This window comes from Mesorhizobium sp. B2-3-2 (assembly GCF_006442295.1).
Lineage (GTDB): Bacteria > Pseudomonadota > Alphaproteobacteria > Rhizobiales > Rhizobiaceae > Mesorhizobium.
This window is the reverse complement of the sequence record NZ_VFWA01000010.1, coordinates 20707-44566: the sequence shown is the minus strand read 5'-3', so window position 1 is coordinate 44566 and position 23860 is coordinate 20707. Positions and strand designations below refer to the sequence as shown.

General features: G+C 64.9%; 25 protein-coding genes and 2 pseudogenes. 14 read left to right on the top strand and 13 right to left on the bottom strand.

Annotated elements, in window-relative coordinates; translation table 11 throughout:
* The first annotated feature begins 34 nt into the window (after positions 1–34).
* The gene (locus FJ964_RS21310) at positions 35–937 is read left to right on the top strand and encodes a LysR family transcriptional regulator (RefSeq protein WP_140552229.1); all 903 of its coding nucleotides are present in this window, start codon (positions 35–37) and stop codon (positions 935–937) included.
* Between the two features lie 8 nt (positions 938–945).
* Here FJ964_RS21310 and FJ964_RS21305 read toward each other — a convergent pair whose 3' ends face one another.
* From FJ964_RS21305 to ada, 4 genes are all read right to left on the bottom strand, one after another.
* Positions 946–1689 carry a 2OG-Fe(II) oxygenase gene (locus FJ964_RS21305; protein ID WP_140552228.1) on the bottom strand — a complete coding sequence of 248 codons (744 nt, stop codon included), beginning with the start codon at positions 1687–1689 and terminating at the stop codon, positions 946–948.
* Positions 1686–2240, bottom strand: coding sequence for a methylated-DNA--[protein]-cysteine S-methyltransferase (locus tag FJ964_RS21300; RefSeq protein ID WP_140552227.1), 555 nt, complete (start codon positions 2238–2240; stop codon positions 1686–1688). The genes FJ964_RS21305 and FJ964_RS21300 overlap by 4 nt, the downstream gene beginning before the upstream one ends.
* 326 nt (positions 2241–2566) lie before the next feature.
* Positions 2567–2797: a hypothetical protein gene (locus FJ964_RS21295; protein WP_140552226.1), complete on the bottom strand. Its 231-nt coding sequence runs from the start codon at positions 2795–2797 to the stop codon at positions 2567–2569.
* A 12-nt stretch (positions 2798–2809) separates the two neighbouring features.
* A complete protein-coding gene (gene ada / locus FJ964_RS21290) occupies positions 2810–3889 on the bottom strand; it encodes a bifunctional DNA-binding transcriptional regulator/O6-methylguanine-DNA methyltransferase Ada (RefSeq protein WP_140552348.1) in 1080 nt (359 codons plus the stop codon).
* Positions 3890–3987: 98 nt separating this feature from the next.
* Between ada and FJ964_RS21285 the strand changes: the two are divergent.
* Positions 3988–4283: pseudogene (locus FJ964_RS21285) on the top strand (type II toxin-antitoxin system HigB family toxin).
* On the top strand, positions 4283–4681 hold the full coding sequence (locus FJ964_RS21280) for a type II toxin-antitoxin system HigA family antitoxin (protein WP_140552225.1): 399 nt from the start codon (positions 4283–4285) through the stop codon (positions 4679–4681). Before FJ964_RS21285 ends, FJ964_RS21280 begins: the two are co-directional and overlap by 1 nt.
* 13 nt (positions 4682–4694) lie before the next feature.
* Here FJ964_RS21280 and FJ964_RS21275 read toward each other — a convergent pair whose 3' ends face one another.
* Positions 4695–5387, bottom strand: a complete 693-nt coding sequence (locus tag FJ964_RS21275) for a helix-turn-helix domain-containing protein (protein WP_140552224.1) — start codon at positions 5385–5387, stop codon at positions 4695–4697.
* A gap of 177 nt (positions 5388–5564) precedes the next feature.
* Here FJ964_RS21275 and FJ964_RS21270 point away from each other — a divergent pair, with 177 nt between their 5' ends.
* The gene (locus FJ964_RS21270; protein WP_140552223.1) at positions 5565–5891 is read left to right on the top strand and encodes a DUF1330 domain-containing protein; all 327 of its coding nucleotides are present in this window, start codon (positions 5565–5567) and stop codon (positions 5889–5891) included.
* A gap of 154 nt (positions 5892–6045) precedes the next feature.
* Here the strand turns inward: FJ964_RS21270 and FJ964_RS21265 are convergent, their stop codons facing one another.
* Together FJ964_RS21265 and FJ964_RS21260 are read right to left on the bottom strand one after the other, a co-directional pair.
* Positions 6046–7074, bottom strand: coding sequence for a phosphatase PAP2 family protein (locus FJ964_RS21265; RefSeq protein ID WP_224713331.1), 1029 nt, complete (start codon positions 7072–7074; stop codon positions 6046–6048).
* A 308-nt stretch (positions 7075–7382) separates the two neighbouring features.
* Positions 7383–7830: pseudogene (locus FJ964_RS21260) on the bottom strand (ester cyclase).
* Positions 7831–8039: 209 nt separating this feature from the next.
* Here FJ964_RS21260 and FJ964_RS21255 point away from each other — a divergent pair.
* On the top strand, positions 8040–10136 hold the full coding sequence (locus tag FJ964_RS21255) for an EAL domain-containing protein (RefSeq protein WP_140552221.1): 2097 nt from the start codon (positions 8040–8042) through the stop codon (positions 10134–10136).
* A 134-nt stretch (positions 10137–10270) separates the two neighbouring features.
* Here FJ964_RS21255 and FJ964_RS21250 read toward each other — a convergent pair whose 3' ends face one another.
* Complete coding sequence (locus FJ964_RS21250; RefSeq protein ID WP_181172563.1) at positions 10271–10468, bottom strand: hypothetical protein; 198 nt, start codon at positions 10466–10468, stop codon at positions 10271–10273.
* Positions 10469–10674: 206 nt separating this feature from the next.
* Here FJ964_RS21250 and FJ964_RS21245 point away from each other — a divergent pair, with 206 nt between their 5' ends.
* On the top strand, positions 10675–11394 hold the full coding sequence (locus FJ964_RS21245) for a 3-keto-5-aminohexanoate cleavage protein (protein ID WP_140552219.1): 720 nt from the start codon (positions 10675–10677) through the stop codon (positions 11392–11394).
* A gap of 7 nt (positions 11395–11401) precedes the next feature.
* On the opposite strand, the gene FJ964_RS21240 is transcribed toward FJ964_RS21245, so the two are convergent.
* The 3 genes from FJ964_RS21240 to FJ964_RS21230 all read right to left on the bottom strand — a co-directional run bounded on the left by FJ964_RS21240 (position 11402) and on the right by FJ964_RS21230 (position 15467).
* Complete coding sequence (locus FJ964_RS21240; RefSeq protein ID WP_140552218.1) at positions 11402–12502, bottom strand: serine hydrolase domain-containing protein; 1101 nt, start codon at positions 12500–12502, stop codon at positions 11402–11404.
* Positions 12503–12679: 177 nt separating this feature from the next.
* Positions 12680–14284, bottom strand: a complete 1605-nt coding sequence (locus FJ964_RS21235) for an ABC transporter substrate-binding protein (RefSeq protein ID WP_140552217.1) — start codon at positions 14282–14284, stop codon at positions 12680–12682.
* A gap of 49 nt (positions 14285–14333) precedes the next feature.
* Positions 14334–15467, bottom strand: coding sequence for an FAD-binding oxidoreductase (locus FJ964_RS21230; RefSeq protein ID WP_140552216.1), 1134 nt, complete (start codon positions 15465–15467; stop codon positions 14334–14336).
* Positions 15468–15599: 132 nt separating this feature from the next.
* On the opposite strand from FJ964_RS21230, the gene FJ964_RS21225 reads away from it, so the two are divergent.
* On the top strand, positions 15600–16217 hold the full coding sequence (locus tag FJ964_RS21225; protein ID WP_140552215.1) for an XRE family transcriptional regulator: 618 nt from the start codon (positions 15600–15602) through the stop codon (positions 16215–16217).
* Positions 16218–16273: 56 nt separating this feature from the next.
* On the opposite strand, the gene FJ964_RS21220 is transcribed toward FJ964_RS21225, so the two are convergent.
* Entirely contained in the window at positions 16274–17269 is a 996-nt protein-coding gene (locus tag FJ964_RS21220; protein ID WP_140552214.1) for an ornithine cyclodeaminase family protein, read from the bottom strand.
* A gap of 131 nt (positions 17270–17400) precedes the next feature.
* On the opposite strand from FJ964_RS21220, the gene FJ964_RS21215 reads away from it, so the two are divergent.
* From FJ964_RS21215 to FJ964_RS21205, 3 genes are all read left to right on the top strand, one after another.
* Positions 17401–17868, top strand: coding sequence for an Lrp/AsnC ligand binding domain-containing protein (locus FJ964_RS21215; protein WP_140516010.1), 468 nt, complete (start codon positions 17401–17403; stop codon positions 17866–17868).
* A 123-nt stretch (positions 17869–17991) separates the two neighbouring features.
* A complete protein-coding gene (locus FJ964_RS21210; RefSeq protein ID WP_140516008.1) occupies positions 17992–18696 on the top strand; it encodes an SDR family oxidoreductase in 705 nt (234 codons plus the stop codon).
* 94 nt (positions 18697–18790) lie between these two features.
* On the top strand, positions 18791–19849 hold the full coding sequence (locus FJ964_RS21205; protein WP_140552213.1) for a Gfo/Idh/MocA family oxidoreductase: 1059 nt from the start codon (positions 18791–18793) through the stop codon (positions 19847–19849).
* Between the two features lie 17 nt (positions 19850–19866).
* Here the strand turns inward: FJ964_RS21205 and FJ964_RS21200 are convergent, their stop codons facing one another.
* Positions 19867–20469, bottom strand: a complete 603-nt coding sequence (locus FJ964_RS21200; protein ID WP_224713330.1) for a DUF922 domain-containing Zn-dependent protease — start codon at positions 20467–20469, stop codon at positions 19867–19869.
* Positions 20470–20759: 290 nt separating this feature from the next.
* Here FJ964_RS21200 and FJ964_RS21195 point away from each other — a divergent pair, with 290 nt between their 5' ends.
* The 4 genes from FJ964_RS21195 (at position 20760) to FJ964_RS21180 (ending at position 23760) form a co-directional block, all read left to right on the top strand.
* A complete protein-coding gene (locus FJ964_RS21195) occupies positions 20760–21212 on the top strand; it encodes a GNAT family N-acetyltransferase (protein ID WP_140552211.1) in 453 nt (150 codons plus the stop codon).
* A gap of 148 nt (positions 21213–21360) precedes the next feature.
* Positions 21361–22560 (top strand): PLP-dependent aminotransferase family protein, encoded by a 1200-nt coding sequence (locus tag FJ964_RS21190; RefSeq protein WP_181172567.1) that lies wholly within the window; start codon positions 21361–21363, stop codon positions 22558–22560.
* Between the two features lie 110 nt (positions 22561–22670).
* On the top strand, positions 22671–23051 hold the full coding sequence (locus FJ964_RS21185) for an ester cyclase (RefSeq protein ID WP_140552209.1): 381 nt from the start codon (positions 22671–22673) through the stop codon (positions 23049–23051).
* Between the two features lie 160 nt (positions 23052–23211).
* Complete coding sequence (locus tag FJ964_RS21180; protein WP_181172562.1) at positions 23212–23760, top strand: YbhB/YbcL family Raf kinase inhibitor-like protein; 549 nt, start codon at positions 23212–23214, stop codon at positions 23758–23760.
* Positions 23761–23860 lie beyond the last annotated feature (100 nt).

Sequence of the window (23860 nt, the reverse complement as noted above, 5' to 3'; positions counted from 1 at the left end):
GGTCGCCTAATGGTGAATTCGGGAAAGCCGAACAATGCTGAAGCTAGAATCCGCCGCCGCTTTCGTCGCCGTCGCGGAATCCGGTTCGATCAGCGAAGCGGCCCGGCGCATGTCGCTGTCGAAATCTGTCATCAGCGAGCGGCTTTCGGAACTCGAACGCAGCCTGGGTACGAAGCTGCTCGACCGCACAACCCGCAAATTGTCCATCACCGAGACAGGACGGAGTTTCTACGAACGCGCCAAGCGCATCATGCGAGAGGTAGCCGACGCCAGTGCGGAAATCGCGGAGCGCAGAGGTGATCTCACCGGACAGCTCAGAATCGCCGCGCCGACGAGTTTCGGCATCCTCCACCTCGGCGCGGCACTGTTCGATTTCCTAGCCAGACATCCACGGATCGAGCTGACGCTCGACCTCGACGATCGTTTCGTCAGCTTGGTGGCCGACGGCTACGATGCCGTCTTGCGTCACGGGCCCGTGGTCGAGGATGGGCCCGTCATCGTCAGGAGGCTGGCCTCCAGCCGCCGCTTCCTGGTGGCCTCGCCCGACTATCTCGAGCGGTTCGGGTGGCCGAGGACCATCGAGGACCTGAAACGCCACAAAGGCATCATCTACTCTATCCGGGGCGCTGCCGACTGGCGGTTCAAAATCAAGCGGCGGCTGGTGACGGTCCGACCGGAAACCGGACTGCGGGTCAACAATGGGATTTTGATGCGCGATGCTGCCCTTGCCGGCCTCGGCTTGGCATTGCTCCCGGCATACTTCATCCAGACGGAGCTCGCCGACAAGCGACTGGCTGTCGTCGATGTCGGTGCCGAGCCTGAAGGAGCCACGATCTACATCGCTTGTCCCGAGGACCGGCGCGGGTCTGCCAAATTGCGCGCGCTTACCGCATGGCTGCGCGATGTCTTTGGCGACCCGCCCTATTGGGAGGCGTGAGCCACCGCTCACTTCGCATCATGAAAAATAATGCCCACCGTGTGCCGCATGCCCGAGCGCAGGCGGCTGACGCCGTGGCGCAGATTGACGCGGTAATTGCCCTTGGTGCCCTGCACCGGCCGGTTGTGGACGGCGAAGGCGACGGCATCGCCCTGGCGCAAGGGCACCACTTCCACCCGGCTCTGCATGCGCGGTCGCTGTTCGGTCAGGGCGAACTCGCCGCCGGTGAAATCCTCGCCGGGTTCGGAAAGCAGAATCGCCACCTGCAGCGGAAAGGCGAGGTCGCCATAGAGGTCCTGGTGCAGGCAGTTGAAGTCGCCGGGCACGTATTGCAGCAGAAGCGGCGTCGGCCTGACCTGGCCGGCTGCGTGGCACTGTTCGAGAAAGGCGGCGTGGGCGCCGGGATAGCGCGCGGCCAGGCCCATGCGCTCGTTCCACCGGTTGGCGACCTCGGTGAGCCTGGGATAGAGCGCGGTGCGCAAGCCGCCGATCAGGTCCGGCAAGGGGTAGCGGAAATAACGGTATTCGCCCTTGCCGAAGCCGTGCCTGGCCATGTGGACGTGACTGCGGAAATGCTGTTCGTCCGAATAGAGCCCGGCGATCTGCCGGCACTCCTGCGGCGTGAGCAGCTTTTCCATCACCGCACAGCCGAAGCCGTCGAGTTCGGCGGCTAAGGCTGGCCAGTCGTAAGCGGCAACGCGTTCCTCGGCGGCCTTCACCACCGATGCCGCAACCTTGGCATGGGCGTTCATATCGCGGTCTCCCTGTCGAGCAGGGCGCGCTTGCGCTCAGTGCCCCAGCGGTAGCCGGAGGGCGTGCCATCGGCGCGGACGACGCGGTGGCAGGGAATGCCGAGCGCGATCGCGTTGGCGGCGCAGGCCGTCGCCACGGCGCGGGCGCCGTTCGATTGGCCGAGGCATTGGGCTAGGGCGGTATAAGTGATCGTGACACCGCACGGAATCGCGCGCAGCATCTCCCAGACCCGCTGCTGGAACGGTGTGCCGTGGCTGATGTCGAGCGGCAGCTCGAGACCGGCGGCGGGCGTTTCGATGAAACGCGTTATGGCCGCGAGATCGTCTTGCAAGGCGGTCTCGTCCTCGACCAGCATCCTGCCGGGGAAGCGGCTGGCGAGGTCCTGCGCCAGCGCCTCGGCGTCGGAGCCGATCAGGATGGCGCAGACGCCGAGGGAACCGCGCGCGGCGAGGATTTTGCCGATCGTGGATTGGGCGATGGCGTAGGTGATGGTGTCGAGGGCGGCGGCGCCGGAAGCTATGGCCGGCGTATGGGTTTGCGTGAGGTTCATTGCTTCACTCCTTCTGTGTGCCTGAACCCTAGCCGCGTGCCTTCCGTTCCTCACTCCGATGCTTGCTTTCAAATTCAAATCCTGTCGTCGGCGGATGAACCATGCCAAGGTAAGCGCCCTACGGCGCCCCCCTCTGTCCTGCCGGACATCTCCCCCACGAGGGGGGAGATTGGCTGTCATCACTGCCTTCGCCAAATCTCCAACGTGGCAGGAATGAGCAAGTCGCCGAAGCTGCCAATCTCCCCCCAAAGTGGGGGAGATGCCCGGCAGGGCAGAGGGGGCGCCGTAGAGCGCTGATCTTGACACTCGCACTCTGGCCAGCACGCTCAGGCGACACGCGTGACGGACATCTCGCCCAGCAGGAACACCTCGCCGGTCAACAGCCGCAGTTCGAACTCACCGGATGCCGTGCGGTTCCATTCGGCCTGGCCGGCATCGACCAGTTCGCGAATGGCAGCCATCACCAGCGACTTGGCATCTTCGGCGCGTCTGACGGCAACACTGCCTGATATCTGGCTGTTCGCGTCGGTGATGGAAGACCTTGCCATCGCGCCCATTGCCGGTCCTCCTCAGGCCTCGCGGCCGAGCAGCGCGCGCTTGCGCTCGGCGCCCCAGGCGTAGCCGGACAGGGCGCCGTCCTTGCGGATCACGCGGTGGCAGGGAATGGCGACCGCGAGCGCGTTGGCGGCGCAGGCGCCGGCAACGGCGCGGGTCGCCTTCGGCGTGCCGATGCGCGCTGCGATCTCGGCATAGGAGACGGTGTGGCCGGCCGGGATGTCGCGCAGGGCCTGCCAGACGCGCTGCCGGAACGCGGTGCCGCGCAGGTCGAGCGGCAAGTCGAGACCGACCCTTGGAGCCTCGACGAAGCCGACGACACGGGCGACGAGCGCCTCATAGTCGCGGTCGGCGCCTATCAGCCGCGCCTTCGGGAAACGGTCCTGCAGGTCGCGCACCAGCGCGTCCGGGTCGTCGCCGAGCAGGATCGCGGCGACGCCTTTCGTGCTCGACGCGACAAGGATGGCGCCGAGCGAGCATTGGCCGACGGCGAAGCGGATCTCCTCGCTGGCGCCGCCGGCGCGATAGCGCGTCGGCGTCATGCCGAGCATGCCGGTCGACTTCTCATAGAAGCGCCCGCTCGAATTGAAGCCGGCATCGTAGATCGCCGCTGTCACGCTGGCGCCGTCTTCCAGGCCCTGGCGCACCCTTTCGGCGCGCCGGGCGGCCGCGTAATCCTTCGGCGTCAGGCCGGTCACGGCCTTGAAGGTGCGGTGGAAATAGCCCGCGCTACGGCCGGCGGCGGCGGCCAGTTCACCGAGCGACGGTTCTTCCTCGCTCTGTTCGATCCGGCGGCAGGCCACGGCCACCATCGCTGCGTTGCCGGCCTCGAGCGAAGGTCCGTCGGGATTGCAGCGCCGGCAGGCGCGGAAGCCGGTCGCCCTGGCGTCGTCCAGCGTGTCGTGCAGCTGCACGTTCTTCGGATTGGCGCGCCGCGACGGGCAGGAGGGCCGGCAATAGACGCCGGTCGTCGCCACCGAATACCAGAAGCTGCCATCGGCCGATTTGTCGCGCGCCACGATCAGCGCCCAGCGCGGATCGTCGGCCACCGGCAGCGGCGCGGGTTTGAGATTCTTGGCAAGGGTGATGAACATGCCGGCATTGAAGCCGCGGACGACCCGCGTCGCCACCCGTTTCCTGCCAACTGACAGGTCCCTTGATTTCCCAATTTGGGAAATTGCTATATTTGGCCATGCAGATCATCGCCAGGAAGGCGCTGAAGGAGTTTTGGGCCAAACACAATCAAGCCGAAACTCCTTTGACGGTTTGGTATTGGGCGGTGAGCAATGCTGATTGGAAGGCCCCGGCCGACATCAACGATATGTTTGGAGCGACGGTCGATTTCGTCGCGACAATCGTGTCATTTTCGACATCGGAGGCAACAAGTACCGCCTGGTTGTCCATGTCGCCTACAAGTTTCACCGGGTTCTGATCAAATTCGTCGGGACACACAAAGAATATGACAAGATTGATCCGGAGAAGGTGTGATGGAAAACATTCGACCCCTTAAGACCGAAGCCGATTACGATTGGGCGATTGCCGAAATCACCCAATATTTCGAGAACGAGCCGGAAATCGGCTCTCCCGATGGCGACCGATTTGATGTTCTCGCGACCCTGATCGAGGCCTATGAGGACAAGCACTATCCCATTGAAGCACCCGATCCCGTTGAAGCAATTCAGTCCCACATGGAGTTGTTCAACTTGTCGCGAAAGGCTCTGGCCGAGGTGATCGGATCATCACCGCGGGCAACGGAGGTGCTGAACAGGAAGCGGGCCTTGACCCTGGACATGGTCTTCAAACTGAACAAGGAATGGAACATTCCCGCCGAAATCCTCGTGAAACCCTATCATCTTGCAAATGATGGGGGTCGAAAGTGCGCCTAACGGCTCCAGACTCCTACGCCGCCCGCTTGGGCTCGACCGCGAACGGGCTCAGCCCTAGCCATGTTTGCATCTTCCTTGCGATGTGCTGATCTCCGGTCAAGGCGACCTTTGCACCTGCCTTCTCGACCGTGATCAATCCCATCCAGATCGCCGTCATCGTGTGCAGGTCGGTCGAGACATAGAGGTCGACGTCGAAGCCCGGATCGTACCAGCACAGATCGACCTCGCCATGCTTTTCGACGATCAGCCACCACGACCGTTTGGACGCCGGCAGGTCTTGGTACAGGAACTGTATCACGGTGCGCCCCTCGGGTAGCGGCGAGGGGTTCAGGTTGCGCCGCATGTCCCACATCAGCAGCGACGGATCGAGGTTCTTGAGGGACAGCCGGGACTCGACCCATTTTTGTCCCCAAAAGCCCATCGCTTCGACGACGGGGCGCAAATCCCGGCCGGCCTCCGTCAGCCGGTATTCGGAGATGCCCTTCTCGCCCGGCACTTCCTTGCGCTCGACGATCCCGGCGAGCTCAAGCTCCTTCAGCCGTTGCGACAGAAGGCTGGGCGACATTTTGGGGACGCCGCGGCGCAGGTCGTTGAAGCGGGTCGAACCCGCCACCAATTCGCGCATCAGCACCATCGTCCAGCGGGTGCACAGCACCTCGGCGGCCATCGATAGCGGGCAGAACTGCTTGTATCCGTGCTGGGCCATGATCCGACGTCCTCCCTCGACGCTGGGTTGAACATTAGGCCTTCATAAAGGAAGCGGCCAGTACGGAAACTGTACCGGCCCGGTACAGATCGCGGACTGGCTGGCGCCGGCCCTGCCATGCGAGCCCTTTGACCGGCCGCGGGGATTTCCCCTGCGCGCCGTAACAGGGAGACGACCATGACCACATATGTCATCGCGGACATCAAGGTGAAGAACCCGCAGTGGATGCCGGCCTACGCCGCATCGGTGCACGACCTGGTCCACAAGCATGGCGGAAGGTATCTGTCGCGCAGCGGCAATGTGAAGACCCTTGAAGGCAAGCCGCTCGACACCACGCTGATTGCGCTGATGGCATTCCCGTCGGAAGCGGCGGCGCGCGCTTTCGCCGACGATCCGGCCTACGCGCCCTTCGTCTCGGCCCGTCAGGATGGCAGCGACAGCCGCTTCCAGATGATCGACAACACCGACCTGGCGGGGACGATCCCGTACTTGCCGAAGGGATGAGCCTTCCCTCCATGGGCCTGGAAGGGCAACCCGACCGGCACCTTCGCCGACATGAACCCGAAAGTGTCGTGCGAACACGCGTCGGCGCCCCGCCAGTGGTCAACGAGGCCAGGTGGCGATGGCCGCCTGGCCCGACGCTGTCCGCTCCGGCCCATTATCGCGGCGCGGGATTGGGGGCCGCCAATCCCGTATCGGAAGCCTGTTGGGCCACGTCGGAAGCCTGCTGCCCCGATGCCGGTAGAACGAAGCGTCCGGTCAGGTACCAGAGCAGAGAGACCACGAGGATCGACAGGTAGCCGTCCACGGCATAGTGCCAGCCGGTATAGACCGAGCCGAACAGGATGAGTGCGGCGAACGACCAGCCGGCGACGGCCCAGCGGCGACCAAAGCCGGTGAGGAAGAAGGCATTGAGCGTGACGATGGCGACATGCATGCTCGGCATCGCCGTGATGCCGCTGCCCAGCGCGGAGCTGCCGCTGTCATATGCATCGAGCAGATAGCTGGCGGCGAACCGCACCGGCAAGGCATACGGGTCTGCCATCAGCGCTGCGAGCACCCCGGCAAATCGGCTGCCGCCATAGAACCGGTCGTAGAATATCGGCCCGCTGGATGACAGCACGATTGGAAGAACGGTGCCACACAACATCATGGTGAGCGCGAACGCCCAGAGATAGCGGATGCGCCGGGCGGGACTGTTCCAAAAGGCGACGAAGAGCACGACGCCAAGCCATTGCATGAACCACCAGGACATATAGGCTTTGAAAACCAGCATGGAGGCGGGCGCTGAAACGATGCCGTGCGTCCATACCCAAGGATCGACGCCGTGCAGCCAACGATCGAGGTCGGCCAGCATGGGATCGGCATAGTAAGGCACGATCTCCGGTATGGTGATCCTGAACGTCGTGAAAGCGATGATGCCGAGAAAGAATAGCAGGACGACCCGCGCGGCCGCCGGCCCGCGCTCCTTGAGTATGTGCACCATGAATCTTGTCGGCCTGGGCCCGCCATACACCAATGCCGTTAACCCGAGGCCTACCACCAGCAGCACCGGCAGCAAGCCGAGGAATGTCCCGAAGTACTTTATGGACAGCAGCATATATCGCTCAGGCCGCAGGCAAAGCGCCGTCGCGACGCAGACCAGACACAGGCCCGTCAGCAGCCAGCTGCTTCTGGTTGTCGCCACGCCAAGATCAACAGTGGAAACCGATCGGAGATCGCCACCCTGTGTTCCGGTGTGTCCACTCATCAGGGAGGTCCCGCCAGCTTTCGAACTTGTTATGAATGTTCTGGCGGCAACGTATTAATATCTTGTTGCGTCCGTAATGGTGTCTGGTTTCCAATATAATACTTAATAGTGTAGTATTGTATTCAAATACGGGCTGAGGACGATGGCGGTGCTGGCCCGTGTCGGGTTGCTGCCAAGAGGCCTTTCGTCACATCGCACGTGCAATCGAGAGGGACCACTGCCTGGACGGCGATGGTCCCTCTCATTCAAGCCGCCTTGATCAGGCCGAGCTGGGTCAACGCCGCGACGCCGTCGTCGAGCCCGATCTCCTCGACGATCCTGCCGTCGATCACCTTCAGCACCGTGGTGCCGGTGAAGCGCATGGTACGGCCGGTGGCGGCGGGCAGCGAACCGACTAGGAAATCGCTGAAGGCCGGACCGGTATGCGTGCCGCCGCCTTCCCACTGGCCGACGACATAGTCGCCCTCGGCGATGAGGTCGGCGGTGGCCCAGAAATTGAGGTCCGGGAAGGCGGCGCGGAAATCGGTCATGAAGGCCTTGATGTCGTCGCGGCCGCGGCGCGGTTCATGCAGCGAGTATTTGAGCAGCATGTCGGGCGCGGCGATGGCGTCGACAACGGAAAGATCGCAGGTTTCACCCCAGAAATCGGTGAACCATCTGACGACGACGGCCTTTGTCTTCCTGTTTGGTCATGGGGAAAGTCCTCTTCTTGTTTGCACGAGATCACCAGGGCGGGCGGCGACCCCGCGCAACCACTAGGAGGATCGGCGGGCGGGCAAACTCCGCTTCTTGCCGGCCAATCGAAAGTCGGGACTGCAAGCGAGCGGCGCCACGGACGCGGTAACGCTTTCTTCTCTGGTTTTGCCGCAGATTGCCCCCGGCGGGGTTGGACGAAACGGAAGATGGCGGGTCAGGACAAGAAAAGCCGCAATGGAACGTTCTGGGAGAAGGCCCTGGAGCGCGCCCAGCTTGGCGTCTGGGATTGGGACCTTCGGACAGGCGAGTGTTTCTATTCCGCCACCTGGGCGCGGATGCTGGGCTATGACGAGGACGAGCTCGCCAACAGCAGCGACCTCTGGCTGCGGCTTACCCATCCCGACGATCGCGAGCAGGCGCTGGCCAGCGGCGACCGTCACATCGCCGGCCTGACCGATACCATCGAGACCGAGCTCAGGCTCCGGCACAAGCAAGGCCACTGGGTCTGGGTGCTCGACCGCGGCGGCATCGTCGAACGCGACGGCGACGGCCAACCGATCCGGCTGATGGGCGTGCAGACCGATATTTCGAAACAGAAGGCGGCAGAGGCCGCGCTGGAACAGGTCAACATCCGCTTCCGCCTGGCGCTCGCGGCCAGCGGCACCGGCATCTGGCACTACGACATCGCCAGCAACAAAAGCTATTGGGATTTCCGCACCAGGGAAATTTTCGGCCTTGTAGCCGTTACCGACGAGGTGACCGCCGACCTATGGCACAGTTACCTGCATCCCGACGACAAGCAAGCGGCCGAACGCGCCCACAGGGCGCCGCTGGAAACCGACGGCGTCATTGCCGCGCAATATCGCATCATCAGGCGCGACGGCGATATCCGTCATGTCGAATCGCTGGTGCGTTTTGTGGCCGCCGCCGGTGCTGCCGGCCAGATCCTCGGCACGGTGCGCGACATCACCGAGGACAAGCTGCGCGAACAGGAACTGGCCTATGCCGCCCGCCACGACGCGCTGACCGGCCTGTGGAACCGCGCCGCCTTCGACAGGCTGCTTGGCGAGCATATTGCGACGGGGGCGCCGCTGGCGGTGTTCTATGTCGATCTCGATTACTTCAAGGCGCTCAATGACTTCGCCGGGCATGCCGCCGGCGATCTGGCGCTGAAGAGCGTCGCGGGGGGCATACGCGGCTGCCTGCCGTCGTCGGCGCATGCGGCGCGCCTGGGCGGTGACGAGTTCGCGCTGCTGGTGCCGCATTGCGACGCGATGCAGGCCGAGCGGATCGCCGGCGCCGTGCTTGGGGCGGTGCGCGAGGCCGATCTCGGTCCGGCCGCGTCATCGCGCCGACTGGCGGCCTCGATCGGCATCGCCTTCATCGATGACGCCACGACCACCGTGGCCGATGCGCTGGCTTGCGCCGACGACGCCTGCTACGCGGCCAAGGCGGCGGGGCGCAACCGCTTCGCGGTGTTTTCGGCGGCGGCGCGATCGGGGGCGGCCGGCCTCAATGCGGCGCGCATCGCAGCCGACACCGTCGATGCCATGGACGACGGGCGGCTGAAACTGTTCGGCCAGGAAATCCATCTCCTGGGAAAGCCGTGGCAAGAGTGCCGGCACGTCGAAGTGCTGGCAAGGCTCGCCGCGCGCAACGGGCGGCTGGTGCCGCCGGGCGAATTCATCCCGGTGGCCGAGCGTTTCGGCATCGCCTCGAAACTCGACCGCTGGATCATCCGCACGGCGCTGGTGCGGCACGGGCCGGCGCTGCGTGCCGGGGCGCTGACGCTCGGCTTCAACCTGTCGGCTCAGACATTGAGCGATCCGGGGCTGTGGGATTTCGTCGACAAGACCATCGAGGAAACCGGTGCGCCGCATTCCGGCATCGGCTTCGAGATCACCGAAACCGCGGCCGTCACCAATTTCGACGCCGCCGAGGACTTCGTGCGCAAGGCGCGCGAGCGGCGCTGCCGGGTCAGCCTCGACGATTTCGGCGCCGGCATGAGCTCGTTCGAGTATCTCAGGCGCTTTCCCGTCGATGCGATCAAGATCGACGGCTCATTCATCGAACATATCACCGACAGCCGCTTCGACCGCGAGATCGTGCTGGCGATGACCAGCATTGCCAGGAGCCTCGACTTCGCCGTCGTGGGCGAGAAGATCGAACGGCACGATACGCTGGCCATGCTTAGGGATATGGGCGTCGCCTACGGTCAGGGCTTCTTTCTGCATCGTCCCGAGCCGCTGGAGGCGATCGTTTCGCGCGCGACGGCCGGAACGCCCGACAGGCGGCGCGCCTGAAGCGGGCAAGCCGCCCGCCAGAATCGCCGAGCCACTCCAACACTCCATTAGGCAATCCCGAAGAGCTGTTGAGCACGGCCCCTGGAACGGCCCCTGGAACGGCTCCGGGCGGTCGGCCGGGCTCGGCGGAACGATCACTGGCGGTCGGCGAACCGTATCGATCGCGGAAACTCCAACACCTCTGCCTCCGATCGCCTGTGCTGCGCCTCCGCGACCGCTTCGATCAGCAGGTCGAGGGCTTCGCATGCCGAGCGGCTTGTCTCGTCATCGCCGCGCAAATAGTGATAGGCGCGCTCGAGATGCACCCGGGCGGCTGAAAAATCGCTGGTCAATGATCCCTCCATTACCTCGCCCTAATATATCTTGGCCGGTCTGGCGGAACGCAGGGTAAATATCCACAGGCGGATTTTATTCAAATGCCGGGGGATTCCGGCAAGACGGGCGAGGCCGGCGCTGTCAGGAGAGACAACGCCCAACCCTTTGCCATGCCTTGCCACGCAGCTAGAGTGCTACCTCCCTTGTCCAAGGATGAGATCCCATGATCGTCCAGGCCTGTATCAATGGCGCACGACCGCGCGATTTTCATCCGAAATTGCCGCTGACGGCGCAGGCGATGGCGAGCGATGCGGCCGCCTGCGTCGCCGCGGGCGCGGCCGAGCTCCACATCCACCCGCGCGGCGCGGACGGGCGCGAGAGCCTGGCCGCCGTTGACGCGACCGTGCTGGCGGTGCGCCAGGCCTGTCCCGGCACGCTGATCGGCGTGTCGACAGGCGCTTGGATCGAGAATGACATCGAGCGCACCCGCGCGGCGATCGCCGGCTGGCGCGAACTGCCCGATTATGCATCGGTCAATCTTTCGGAGGCCGACGCGCCCGCCGTGATGGAGCTTTTGCGCCAGCGCGGCGTCGGCATCGAGGCCGGCCTTGCCACAACGGAAGATGCCCAGCGGTTCGTCAGTCTTGCCGATCACGGCCGGGTGCTGCGCATCCTGATCGAGATCGACATACAGGAATTGCCCGCCGCACTCGCCGAGGCGCACGGCATCGCCACCGCGCTGGACCGCGCCGGGGTACGGCGGCCGATCCTGCTGCACGGCGCCGACGCCACGGTCTGGCCGTTCGCGGAACTGGCGCGTCGAAGGCGCTGGTCGACGCGGGTCGGACTGGAAGACGGCAGGACGCTTCCCGATGGAAAGGTGGCGCAGGACAATGCGGAGATCGTCGCGGCGGCGGTATCGGTGCTTCAGGCTGGTCTTTAAAAGAGAGTTAGTCTCCCAGAATGATCCGGATCGCCTGATCCACCACCGGATGCAGGCCGCTGGCCTGGAAGGACAGACGGTTGCCGGAGCCGACATTGCTGGTCATGGCGATGGTAAGGCCGGACTCCGGGTCATGCAGCATGACCGCGACGTAGCCCGGAATGCTGCCTTGGTGGCCGTAGAAGGCGCGGTCGGCATAGGCGCTCTGGAACATGCCGGCGCCGGTCTCGCGCATGCGCGTGCCCGGGAAGCTCGCCGGCACGCGGTGTTCGAACATCTCGGCGAAGAAGGGCGGCGACAAGAGCTTGCCGGAGAACAGGCCGCGCATGAAGCCCACCATGTCGGATGGCGTCGACACCATGTCGCCGCAGCCATAGGCGGCGCCGAACGGGAAGGAATCAGAAGAATCCTGCAATTCGTCGGAGTAGGGCAGCACGCCGTCCATGCGCCACATCTCGCCGCCGGAAGCGATGTCTGTCGGCGCGCTCGGCGCCGGCGGCGGCCGGTGGTAATAGCCGCGCACCATCGACTTTTCCGGAAAGGCTTCAGTCGCGGGCGACCAGGTGTTTTTCAGGGCGAGCGGCTGCAGGACCGCGCTTCGGACATAGGCGCCGAGCGACTGGCCGGTGACGGCCTCGATCACCATGCCGGCCAGCACATAGCCGGTGTTGTTGTAGACAGCGGGTCCGCCCGATGCCTTCTGCTTGTCGGAGGCGAAGGCGATGTCGACCAGTTGCTGCGGCGTCCATTGCCGGCCCGGATCCATCGGAATGTAATATTCGAATTCCGGCAGGCCGCTGCGATGGTTGATCAGCTGGCGCACCGAAATATTCCCCGCACCCGGCAGATCCGGGAACCAGGAGGAGATCGGCGCGCCGAGGTCGAGCTTGCCCGTCTCGGCGAGCTTGACCAGGGCGGCGGCGACGAAGGTCTTGGTGCAGCTGCCGATCTTGAACAGCTGGTCTGATGTGACTGATGTGCCGTGCTTGCGATCGGCGAGGCCAGCGGTGAGGGCGATCGGCGAGGCGCCTGTCGAATAGGCCAGCGAGGCACCCACCGCGCCGTCGGCGAGGTAGCTGTTGAGGAGGGCGTTGAGGTCTTTTGGCATGATGGTTTCGCTTTCTTTTACCTTCTCCCCTTGTGGGAGAAGGTGGATCGGCGCGCTAGCGCCGAGACGGATGAGGGGTGTTCCAGCGGAGTGAGACGTCGGCGTTCCCTGGAACACCCCTCATCCGTCGCCTTTGGCTCTCCCTTCTCCCACAAGGGGAGAAGGGAGAGCGCCGCGCTACTCCGCCATATCCACGGCCGCGAAATTCTGCCGGCCGAAGGGGTCGAGCACGTAGTTGAGCACGCTCTTGCGGATCGGGATCGCCACCATCGAATGGGCGATCGGCGCCACCGGCACCTCGGCCTTCAGGATTGCCTGCGCCTTCCCGTAGATCGCGGCGCGCTCTTTCGGGTCGGCGGCGACGCGGCCTTCATCCAGCAGCTTCTCGAAGTCCTTGTCGCACCAGCGCGAGCGGTTGGAGCCGCCCTTCACGCCGTCGCAGGACAAGAGATAGCTCAGCATGTTGTCGGGATCGCCATTGTCGCTGCTGCCGCCGAGCAGGAAGGCGTCCTGCTCGCCCGCCGCGGTGCGCTTGAGATATTCGCCCCATTCGAAGCTGACGATCTCGGACTGCACGCCGACCTTCGCCCAGTCGGCCTGGATCATCTCGGCCATGCGCTTGGCGTTGGGGTTGTAGGGGCGCGACACCGGCATCGCCCACAGGCTGATCTTGAGGCCGCTTTCGTGGCCTGCTTCCTTCAACAGTTTCTTCGCGCCATCGGGATCATAGTCGATGCCGGCATCGGTGACGGCGCCGAGCTGCGCCGGCGGCACGACGCTGCCGGCAACGGTGCCGGCGCCGGCATAGACGGCATCGACGATTGCCTTGCGGTCGACGGCCTTGGCGAGCGCGGTGCGCACGCGAACATCGCCCAGCGGCTGATGTTCGACGTTAAAGCCGAGGATGCCGATATTCTGGCCCTTGAGGTCGAGGACCGTAATGTCTGGATCGGCGCGCAGTTCGGCGACGGCACTGGGCGGGGGCGGGGCCGCCACCTGGCATTCATTGGCCTTGAGGCGCTCGACGCGGGTGGTCGGCTCGGGCGTGACGGCGAAGACCAGCGTGTCGATCTTCGGCGCGCCGCGCCAGTAATCCTTGTTGGCGGCGTAGCGCACCTGGCTGTCGGGCACATAGGCCTCGAGCACGAACGGGCCGGTGCCGACCGGCTGGCTGTCGATCAGCTCCGGCGTGCCGGCGGCCACCATCTTTTCGGTCTGCTCCAGCGACAGGATCGAGAGGTAGTCGAGCGCCAGCCCGGCCAGGAAGGTGACGTTGGGGGCCGTCAGCGTGAAGCGCACGGTGTGATCGTCGACCTTCTCTATCCTGTCGATCAGCGTGCCCATGCCCAGCGCGTTGAAGTATTCGTAAGAGCCGCCGCCGAGCTTGTGGTAGGGATTGTTGGCGTCGCGCTGGCGGTTGAACGTGTAAAGGACGTCGTCCGCGTTGAAATCGCGGGTCGGCGTGAAATGCTCGCTCGACTGGAATTTCACGCCGTGGCGCAGGTGGAATGTGTAGGTCTTGCCGTCCGGCGAGACATCCCAGCTCTCGGCCAGCGCCGGCCCGACATCGGTCGTGCCCGGCTTGAACTCGACCAGCCGGTTGAAGATCGTCTTGGCGGCGGCATCCATGGTGGAGTCGGCGATGCCGATTGCCGGGTTGAAGGTCTCGGGATTGGCCTCCGAGCAGTAGACGAGCGTCTTGGCATGAGCCTGCCCGCCGAGAAGAACGGACGAGGCCAGAAGGGTCGAGCCAAGCACTGTGCGCAGAACGGTGGATTTCATCGCAAACGCTCCTGATGACACTTTTTCTGGTTGAGGGAAGGCATGAGCTTCATGGCGTCGCCGCCGGGGCCAGGAAGCGGCCGGGCGCCAGCGCCGCGGCGGTGACGCCAAGTGCTGCGACATCGTCGGGCAAGGATTGGCCGCGCATCAGCGCCGCGCTCAGCCTGGCCAATGTCAGCGACACCTGGAAACCGTAGCCGCCCTGGCCGCCGAGCCAGAAGAAGCCGGGCAGGCGCGGGTCGAAGCCGGCGACCGGCGTGCGGTCGGGCGCAAAGGTGCGTAGGCCGGCCCAGGGTGTCGACGGGCGGCCTATGCGCATCGACGTCGCCTGCTCGATGCGGTCGACGGCAATGGCGACGTCGATGTCTTCCGGATACGCGTCGCATGGTTCGGAGTCTGTCTCGTCGGCGAGCGAGCCGATCAGCCTGCCGGCGTCTGGCTTGAAGTAGAATTGTTCGTGCAGATCGACCACCAGCGGCCAGCCGGCAATGTCGACGCCTGCGGGCGGATCGAACAGGAAGGCGGTGCGCCGCTTGGGCTGGATGCCGAGACCGGTGAGCCCCGCCATGCCGGCCACGACGTCGACCCAGGCGCCGGCGGCGTTGACGACGATGTCGGCGGGATACGCGCCGGCGCTGGTGGCGACGCGCAGGCCGTTGCCGGCGCGTGCGATCTCGCGCACCTCTTCGCCCGTGCGCATGATGCCGCCCCTGGCCTTCAGTGCCGAAGCGCAGGCCGCAAGCATCTTGCCGGTATCGACATCCACCGCACCCGGTTCATGGACACCGCCGCATGTGGTTTGCGGATCGATGACGGGAACCAGCGCATGCAGCTCGGCGGCGGAGAGGCGACGCACGCTCGGCACCATGGCCTGCAATTCGCCGGCCAGCCGGTCGACCGCCGCGCCGTCATCGGCGCGGCCGACATGCAGCGCGCCACGTCGATGCGCGACGAAGCCGCCGTCGAAGATCGCCCGGCGGCTCGCCAGCGTCAGCGCTCGCACCACGCGGTTGCCGTAAGTCTCGGTGAACAGGGCAGCCGAGCGGCCGCTGGCATGATAGCCGGGTTGGCTCTCGCGCTCGATCAGGGTGACATCGGCCCAGTCCGCCACCTCGGCGGCAAGCGAGAGGCCGGCAATGCCGCCGCCGATGACGACGATTTTTGGGAGGGAATTCGACTGCATCGATCAGTCGTAAAAATAATTTCGTATCCAGTCAATATTTAGCGTATAAGAAAATTGTTGGTGTTGTTGATGGCGACGGGGAGTTCAATTACCTAGGGATGGAGCGGCGCGATCCCGCGGCATGGAGCTGATATGTCGGAGCAACCGAACCTGGGTGATTGCCTGCGCGGCTTGAGGAAGACGCATGGCTGGACCTTGCAGGAGGTAAGCAGGCTCACCGGGGTCGCGGTGTCGACGCTGTCCAAGGTCGAGAACGACCAGATGTCGCTAAGTTACGACAAGCTGCTGCAGATCTGCGAAGGGCTCGGCATCCATGTGACGGAGCTGCTCAGCGGCGACCGCAAGCAGCCGGCGGCGCGCACCCGCCGCTCGGTGACGTCACCGTCCAACACACTGCGCCAGCTGACCCGCAACTACGACTACCGCTATCTGGCCACCGACCTTGTGCGCAAGCGCATGGTGCCGATCCACGCCTATGCGCGCGCCCGCACCCCCGAGGAGTTCGGCCCGTTGACGAAACATGCCGGCGAGGAATTCCTGATCGTGCTCAAGGGCGAGATCGAGTTGCACACCGACCAGTACGCGCCGGTGCGGCTGAAGGAGGGCGAGAGCGTCTATATCGATTCCACCATGGGCCACGCCTATCTCTCGGTGGGTGAGGGCGACGCCGAGATGCTGTGCGTCTGCTCCGGCGACGAGCCCGACATGGAAGGCACGCTGCTGAGCGTGCTGGAGACGGTGGAGGGGTAGCGGCGACAGGCTTCGGGCGAAGCTGCACGACCTTCTCCCTCCTTGGCTGCGGACCGCTATAGCGAAACGGTTCGCCCCAATCCCCGCCGCACCGCTTCGCGATAGGCGAGGTCGGCCGCCACCATGTCTTCCATGGCGACGCCCATTGCCTTGTAGACGGTGATCTGCCCGGCATCGACCCGCCCTGGCCTGAGCCCGAGCAGCATCTCGCCGAGTTCGGTTCCGGTTTGCGGATCGAGCCCATTGAGTTCGCAGGAGCCGACCGGGCTTGGGGCAAAGGCCTCGCTTGTCTCGACAAAGAGGCTGGCCTTGCCGATGAGGTCGACGGGCAGCTCGCCGCCGGGCGGGGCGACGCCGACCGACGAGACATGGGTGCCGGGCCGCACCCAGTCGGCCGAGATCACCGGCTCGTAGGAGTGCGTGGCCAGGCACACGACATCCGAGGAGCGTATCGCGGCCTCGAGATCGCTGACGGCGACGACGCCGGGATAGTGGGCGGCAAGCGCTTGCGCATCGGCGAATTCCTTCGAGACCACGCGGATCTCGGCGAAGTCGCGCACCAGCGGCAGGAGATTGAGGTGCTGGCCGGCCTGCACGCCGGCGCCGACCACTGTCGCGATCCTTGCGTCGGGGCGGGCGAGTTCGCGCACCGAAAGCACGGCCGAGCCGGAAGTGCGCACGGCGGTGATGTAGGTGCCGTCCATGACACAGACCGGCATGCCCGTGGCAGGGTCGAACAGATGGATGGTGGCGAGGTGACTTGGGATGCCGCCGGCGATATTGCCCTCGAACACGTTGACGATCTTCACCGTCAGATGCATGCCCGCCATCCAGGCGGGCATCGCCAGCGAATAGCCTGCCTGCGGAATGTCGAGCTGCGGCCGGGCCGGATTGACGACTTTGCCGCCGGACAGCGCCTTGAAGCCGCCGGCCAGCGCGTCGAGAAGCTGGCGAAGATCGAGGCATGTCTTCACCTCGGCCTCGCTCAGGATGAGCACCGGCGTGTCGCCCTTGGCCTGGGCGCTGCGGGAGATCGATAGGGCTGTCGTCATGGGATACGCTTTCGTTGGTGGCGGGAGTGCACCGCAACGGTATTGCGATCCATGGGCGTGATGAAATATGCTGTTTTGGCTATTTCGGCGTGATTATCACGTTTTCTTTCGTTCAAAGGTGTGAATCTGACATGGACGACCTCGACCGCATCGACCGCTCGCTGCTGCGCTTGTTGCAGGAGGATGGCCGCCGCACGACGCTCGATCTGGCCCGCCGCGTCGGCCTGTCGCCGACGGGAGCGGCGCAGCGCGTCAAGCGGCTGTTCGCCGAAGGGTTCATCCGCGCGGTGCGAGCCGTTCTCGATCCGGCCAGGATCGGGCAGGCACAGCTCGTCTTCATCGAGGTGCGGCTCGACCACACGGCGCCGCATGTCTTCGACCGCTTTGCCGAAGCGGTGTTGCGGGCGCCCGAGATCATCGAGTGCCACATGGTGGTTGGTGGCTTCGACTATCTGGTCAAGGCACGGATCGCCGACATGGCGATGTTCCAGGATTTTCTGCAGCGTGTCATCCTGCCGCTGCCCGGCGTTCGGGAAACGCACACCTACGCCTCGATCGCCAATGTGAAGCCGGATGCTTTGTTGCCCGTCGCTCCTTGAAGTCGAGCGACATGTTCGCATTTTCTGCAGGTCGGTTCAGCCTTTCTGGTTCGAAGCGGCCGACGAAACCGGCTATATGACCGCTGAACCGCAACTCCCGCCAACCCTTGAGAGGAAAACCCAATGAGTTCAGAAAAAGTGGCTGTCATCGTGGCCGGCGGCAGCGGCATGGGGGCTGCGGCGGCGAAGCGGCTGGCGGCGGACGGGTTCAAGGTCGCCATCCTGTCTTCGTCCGGCAAGGGCGAGGCGCTGGCCAAGGAACTGGGCGGCATCGGCGTCACCGGCTCCAACCAGTCGAACGAGGATCTGCGGCGCCTCGCGGACCTGACGCTGGAGCGCTATGGCCGCATCGACGTCCTGGTCAACAGCGGCGGCCACGGGCCGCGCGCGCCAATCCTGGAGATCACGGACGAACAGTGGCACGCCGGCATGGACGTCTACCTGCTCAACGTCATCCGGCCGGTGCGCATCGTGGCGCCGCAGATGGTCAAGCAGAAGGCCGGCGCCATCATCAACATCTCGACCGCCTGGGTGGTGGAGCCGAGCCCGATGTTCCCGACTTCAGCGGTGTTCCGCGCCGGCCTCGCCGCCTACACCAAGATCTTCGCCAACACTTATGCAGCGGACAATGTGCGCATGAACAACGTGCTGCCCGGCTGGATCGACAGCCTGCCGGCGACGGAAGAACGCCGCGACTCGGTGCCGATGCAGCGCTACGGCACGTCGGAGGAGATCGCTGCGACCATCGCTTTCCTGGCTTCGGACGGCGCCGGCTACATCACCGGCCAGAACATCCGCGTCGACGGCGGGATTATTCGCGCTATTTGAGGCGCGGGCCGGAGGGGAGGCCTGCCCGACACGCGCCGCGGAGGGGATCCGGCATCCCGCCTGGCGCGACGACATCTCGCACCAAGGAGGAAAAATGCGGCTTCTGATACTTGGCACCGGCTGGATGGCGCAGGAACATGCACGCCAATTCAGCGCCATGGATGGCGTCGACATTGTCGGGGCCGTCGACCTCGATCCGGCGCGCGTCGGCGAATTCGCCGACGGTTTCAACATCCCCAACCGCTTCACCGCGCTGGAGGAGGCGCTGCAATGGGGCGCTTTCGACGCCGTGGCCAATGTCACGCCGGACCGCATCCACCACCCGACCACCATGAAGCTGATCGCCGCCGGCAAGCCGGTGTTGTGCGAGAAGCCGCTGGCCGAGAATGCCGGCAAGGCGATCGAGATGGCCGAGGCCGCCGAGAAGGCCGGCATCGTCAACATGGTGAACCTCACCTACCGCAATGTCGCGGCGCTGCAGAAAGCCCGCCGGATGGTGCAGGCCGGCGAGATCGGCACGGTCCGGCATGTCGAGGCGTCCTATCTGCAGAGTTGGCTGGTGTCGAAATTCTGGGGCGACTGGCGCAGCGACCCGAAATGGCTGTGGCGCCTGTCGCGCGGCCACGGCTCCAACGGCGTGCTTGGCGATGTCGGCATCCACATCCTCGATTTCGCCAGCTATGGCGCGGCCCTCGGCATCGACCATGTGTTCTGCCGGCTGCGTTCCTTCGACAAGGCGCCCGGCAACCGCATCGGCGACTATGGGCTCGACGCCAATGACAGCTTCGCCATGACGGTGGATTTCTCCAACGGCGCCTTCGGCGTGGTGCATGCCAGCCGCTGGGCGACCGGCCATCTCAACGAATTGCGCCTGCGCATCTATGGCGACAGAGGCGGTCTCGAAGTGGTGCACAATCTCGACGGCTCGTCGCTCAAGGCCTGCCTCGGCCAAAATGTCGATGACGGGATATGGGAAGAGCTCGACTCCGGCACGGTGGCCACCAACTACCAGCGTTTCGCCGACGCGGTGCGGACCGGCGTGCAGGCCGAACCATCCTTCCGCCACGCCGCCGAACTGCAGAAGGTGCTGGATCTGGCCGTGGTGTCGGACGAGAAGCGGGCGGAGCTCGCGGCGAGCGCGCAGACGCGGTGAGGGTCGCGCCTTCCCTCTCAGGGACCGGTCACGAGGTCAAAAACCAGTTTTTGCAAATTGCCGCCATTGCCGAATTCGACGCGGTCGAAATCGCGGCTTGCCTGTCGCTGCGCCTGCGACAGTTCGGAGAGGCGCCTGGTCATCTCGCTTCGGATCTTGGCGCATCTGGGATCGTCGGCAACGCTGAGGCCGACGGTCGCCGCCTCGATCTTGCGCACCATGGCAATGATATCGGCGCCATGCACCTTCTCATGGGCGGTGACGCCGGCGATGAAGCGGTCCCAGCTCTTCTGCACGGCCGGCGGCAGGGAGCCTGACGGCTTCGGCAAGGCATAGGTGATGATCAGCTTCGGCCTGGCCGATGCCAGCACGCAATCGCCGCCTTTGTTCTGGTAGTCCCTGGTCCAGGTCAGCTTGAAATTGGTGTAGGCGATGGTGCGCGTTTTGGCGCCGCGGATCAGCGGTCCGTTCTCGCCGATCGACCGGTAGAGCTCCTGTCCGGTCCGGCCCGAGATAGCGTAGGGCTCGATCGTGTCGACCGGCTTCCATTGGGCATGGGCGGCAAGCGGCAAGGCGAGCACCGCGACCAGCGAAAGGCACAGACGAACACACGCTCTCAACACCGCTCTCCGCGAAACCAGGACCGGCGCCGACGCCAATGCCACCTTGTGGCTTTTCCTATATGCTGCCGGCGGGTGCTGCAAATACCTTTGGAGGGCCAATCGCCGGGTGCTGGCGCAGTGCCGCAAGGCCAGGATGGGGATGGGGTTGGAGAAGTTCCCTCGGTTCGTCATCCTAGGGTCTGCGCGACGGAGCTGCGCTCCTGCTTCGCCCTTGGATGACGAAGAGAGGGTGAGGCTTCCAAACCAACGGCCTTGCCGGCGCCGGCGTGTCGCCGTAAGTCGTGCTCATGATCACCTTCCGCAAGGCCCTGGCCTCCGACCTGCCTGCCCTCGTCGCCATGCTGGCGGACGATCCGCTTGGCGCGGCCAGAGAGGATGCCTCGCTGCCGCTGGCGCAGGGCTATGTCGATGCCTTCAACGCCATCGATGCCGACCCCAACCAGTTGCTGGCGGTGGCGGTCGATGGCGCCGACGTGGTCGGCACCTTGCAGATCAGCTTTCTTGCCGGGCTGTCGCGCAAGGGCGCCTGGCGCAGTCAGATCGAGGCAGTGCGGGTCGCCGGGCACCGCCGTTCCGAAGGCATAGGCAGGCTGATGATCGAATGGGCTGTTGATCAATGCCGGGCGCGCGGTTGCGGCCTCGTCCAACTCACCACCGACAGGACCAGAGCGGACGCGCACCGCTTCTATGAAAGCCTCGGCTTCACCGGCAGCCATCTCGGCTACAAGAAGACCTTGTAGCGCAGGCGGGGCCGTCGCTTTCCGCTGAGGCGGGCGGCTGGCGCATGCGGGAAGGCCTGCAGGCCCTATTCAATTTGCGGCGAGACCAGATATAGGTCAGCTAAGTTGACCTATATTCGATGCGTCCGGGGAGGCGTGCTTGACCCTTATGAACCTGTTGGCGTCGCGCTCGTCGCGCATGAAGGCCTCGGAAATCCGCGAGCTCCTGAAGCTGCTCGACCAGCCGGACATCATCTCCTTCGCCGGCGGCATTCCCGATCCGGCGCTGTTTCCGGCCGAGGCGATCCGCGATGCCTATGCCGACGTGCTCTGCGGCGGCGAGGCGGGGGCCGCGCTTCAGTACCAGGTCTCGGAAGGCTATCTGCCGCTGCGGCGGTGGATTGCCGGGCAGATGGGCAAGCTCGGCGTCGCCTGCGAGGAAGCCAACATCTTCATCACTTCGGGCTCGCAGCAGGCGCTCGATTATGTCGGCAAGCTTCTGCTGTCGCCCGGCGACACCGCACTGGTGACGTGGCCGACCTATCTCGGCGCGCTGCAGGCCTTCAACGCCTATGAACCGCGCTACGACCGGCTGCGGCCGGAAGGCGGCAACATGACGCCGGATGCCTATCGCGCGGCGGCAGCGGCGAATGGCGGCCGGGTCAAGTTCGCCTATCTGGTGCCGGATTTCGCCAATCCGACCGGCAACACGCTGGACAGGCAGCAGCGCGAGGAGGTGCTCGATCTTGCCGGCGAGCTCGACATCGCAATCGTCGAGGACGCCGCCTACCGGGCGCTGCGCTATGATGGCGAAGGCGTGCCGCCGATCCTGGCGCTCGACTGCGCGCGCTCCGGCGGCATCGACAAGGCGCGCACGCTCTATTGCGGCTCGTTCTCGAAGATCCTGTCGCCGGGCATGCGCGTCGGCTGGGTCTGCGCGCCGCGTCATGTCGTGGAAAAGCTGGTGCTGATGAAGCAGGCTTCCGACCTGCACAGCCCGTCGATCAACCAGATCGTGATGCACCGGGCGGCCGAAGCGGTGTTCGAGGCCCAGGTCGAAAAACTGATCGGAGCCTATCGCGAGCGCCGCGACGGCCTGCTTGGCGCACTCGAGGCCAACATGCCGGAAGGCGTGACCTGGAGCCGCCCGGAAGGCGGCATGTTCGTCTGGGTGACGCTGCCCGAAGGCGCTGACGCCACCGCGCTCCTGGCGCGCTCGGTGAAGGAAGCGCGTGTCGCCTTCGTGCCCGGCAGCGCCTTCTTCGCCGATGGCAACGGGCGCAACACGCTGCGGCTGTCCTTCACGCTCGCCGACCGGCGCGCGGTGAGCGAGGGGATCCCGCGGCTGGCGGCGCTGCTCAAGGCTTAAGGCGCCGGCCAGACGACGGTGCATCGCCTTAGCGGCGATCAAACCCGGGTTGTCCTGACGTGTCGCGGGTGCAAAATGGCCTTGTGTCCACGAACGCGGGTTCATGCGCCATGACCGACCTTTCCGGTATCTACCGCGACTACATTGCCTGCCTCAACCGGCAGGACTGGCCGAACCTCGGGCAGTTCGTCGACGACGACGTGTCCCACAATGGCAAGCGGATCGGTCTCTCCGGCTACCGCGCGATGCTGGAGAAGGATTTCGACGACATTCCGGACCTTCGTTTCGACATCCGGCTGCTGGTCTGCGATCCGCCTCATGTCGCGAGCCGGCTGATGTTCGACTGCACGCCCAGGGGAAATTTCCTCGGGCTTACGGTAGACGGCAGGAAAGTGTCCTTCGCCGAGAACGTCTTCTATGAATTTCACGGCCCGAAGATCCGGGTCGTGTGGTCCATCATCGACAAGGCCGCCATCGAAGCCCAGCTTTGAAACACGAATCTCTCCTGGCGCGCTCGGTAAAGGAAGCCTCCGTCCCCTTCGTGCCCGGCAGCGCATTCCAGCGAATCCACCAACAGTTCGCACCATTGCCCAATTTCGGGCCGCTTTTCGGCTAAACTCGTCGGCATCTTGGCTGGAAGTGGAGGAAGCCATGAGCTCGCGCCTCGGTTTCGCCGTGCTGGTGCTGTTCGGCCTCGCCAATCAGGCGGCGGCTTTCGAGATTTCAAGCCCGTCGGTTTCCAACGGCAAATGGGCCGAAAAATATCTCGGCGACAAGGCCGGCGGCTGCAGCGGGCAAAGCGTGTCGATCGCCTTGAGATGGAAGGACCCGCCGGTCGGCACCAAGAGCTACGCGCTCACCATGTTCGACCCCGACGCCGGCGGCGGCAAGGGTTTCTGGCACTGGCTGGCCTGGAACATCCCGGCAAGCGCGAAGGGCTTGGCCGAAGGGGCGGGCTCGAAGCGCGGCAAAGGCTTGCCCAAGGGTACTGTGCTCGGCAAGGGCGGCATCGGCCGCGCAGGCTATTTCGGGCCATGCCCGCCGCCCGGCAGCGGAACGCATCACTATGTCTTCACGCTCTATGCGCTCGGCGCGCCGAAGCTGCGCGCGCCGGAAAATCCTTCTCCTGAGATGGTGGCAGTGGCCGCGAAGAGCCAGGCGCTCGGCGAGACCAGCGTGACGTACACCTATGGGCGGTAGGCAAGACCGGTTCAGGCAATCGCCGTGACCCACCAGCGTATCGACGACGCTGTTGGCAAACACGTTCCAAGAGATCGTTTGAATTCCGTTCCGGTGGCCA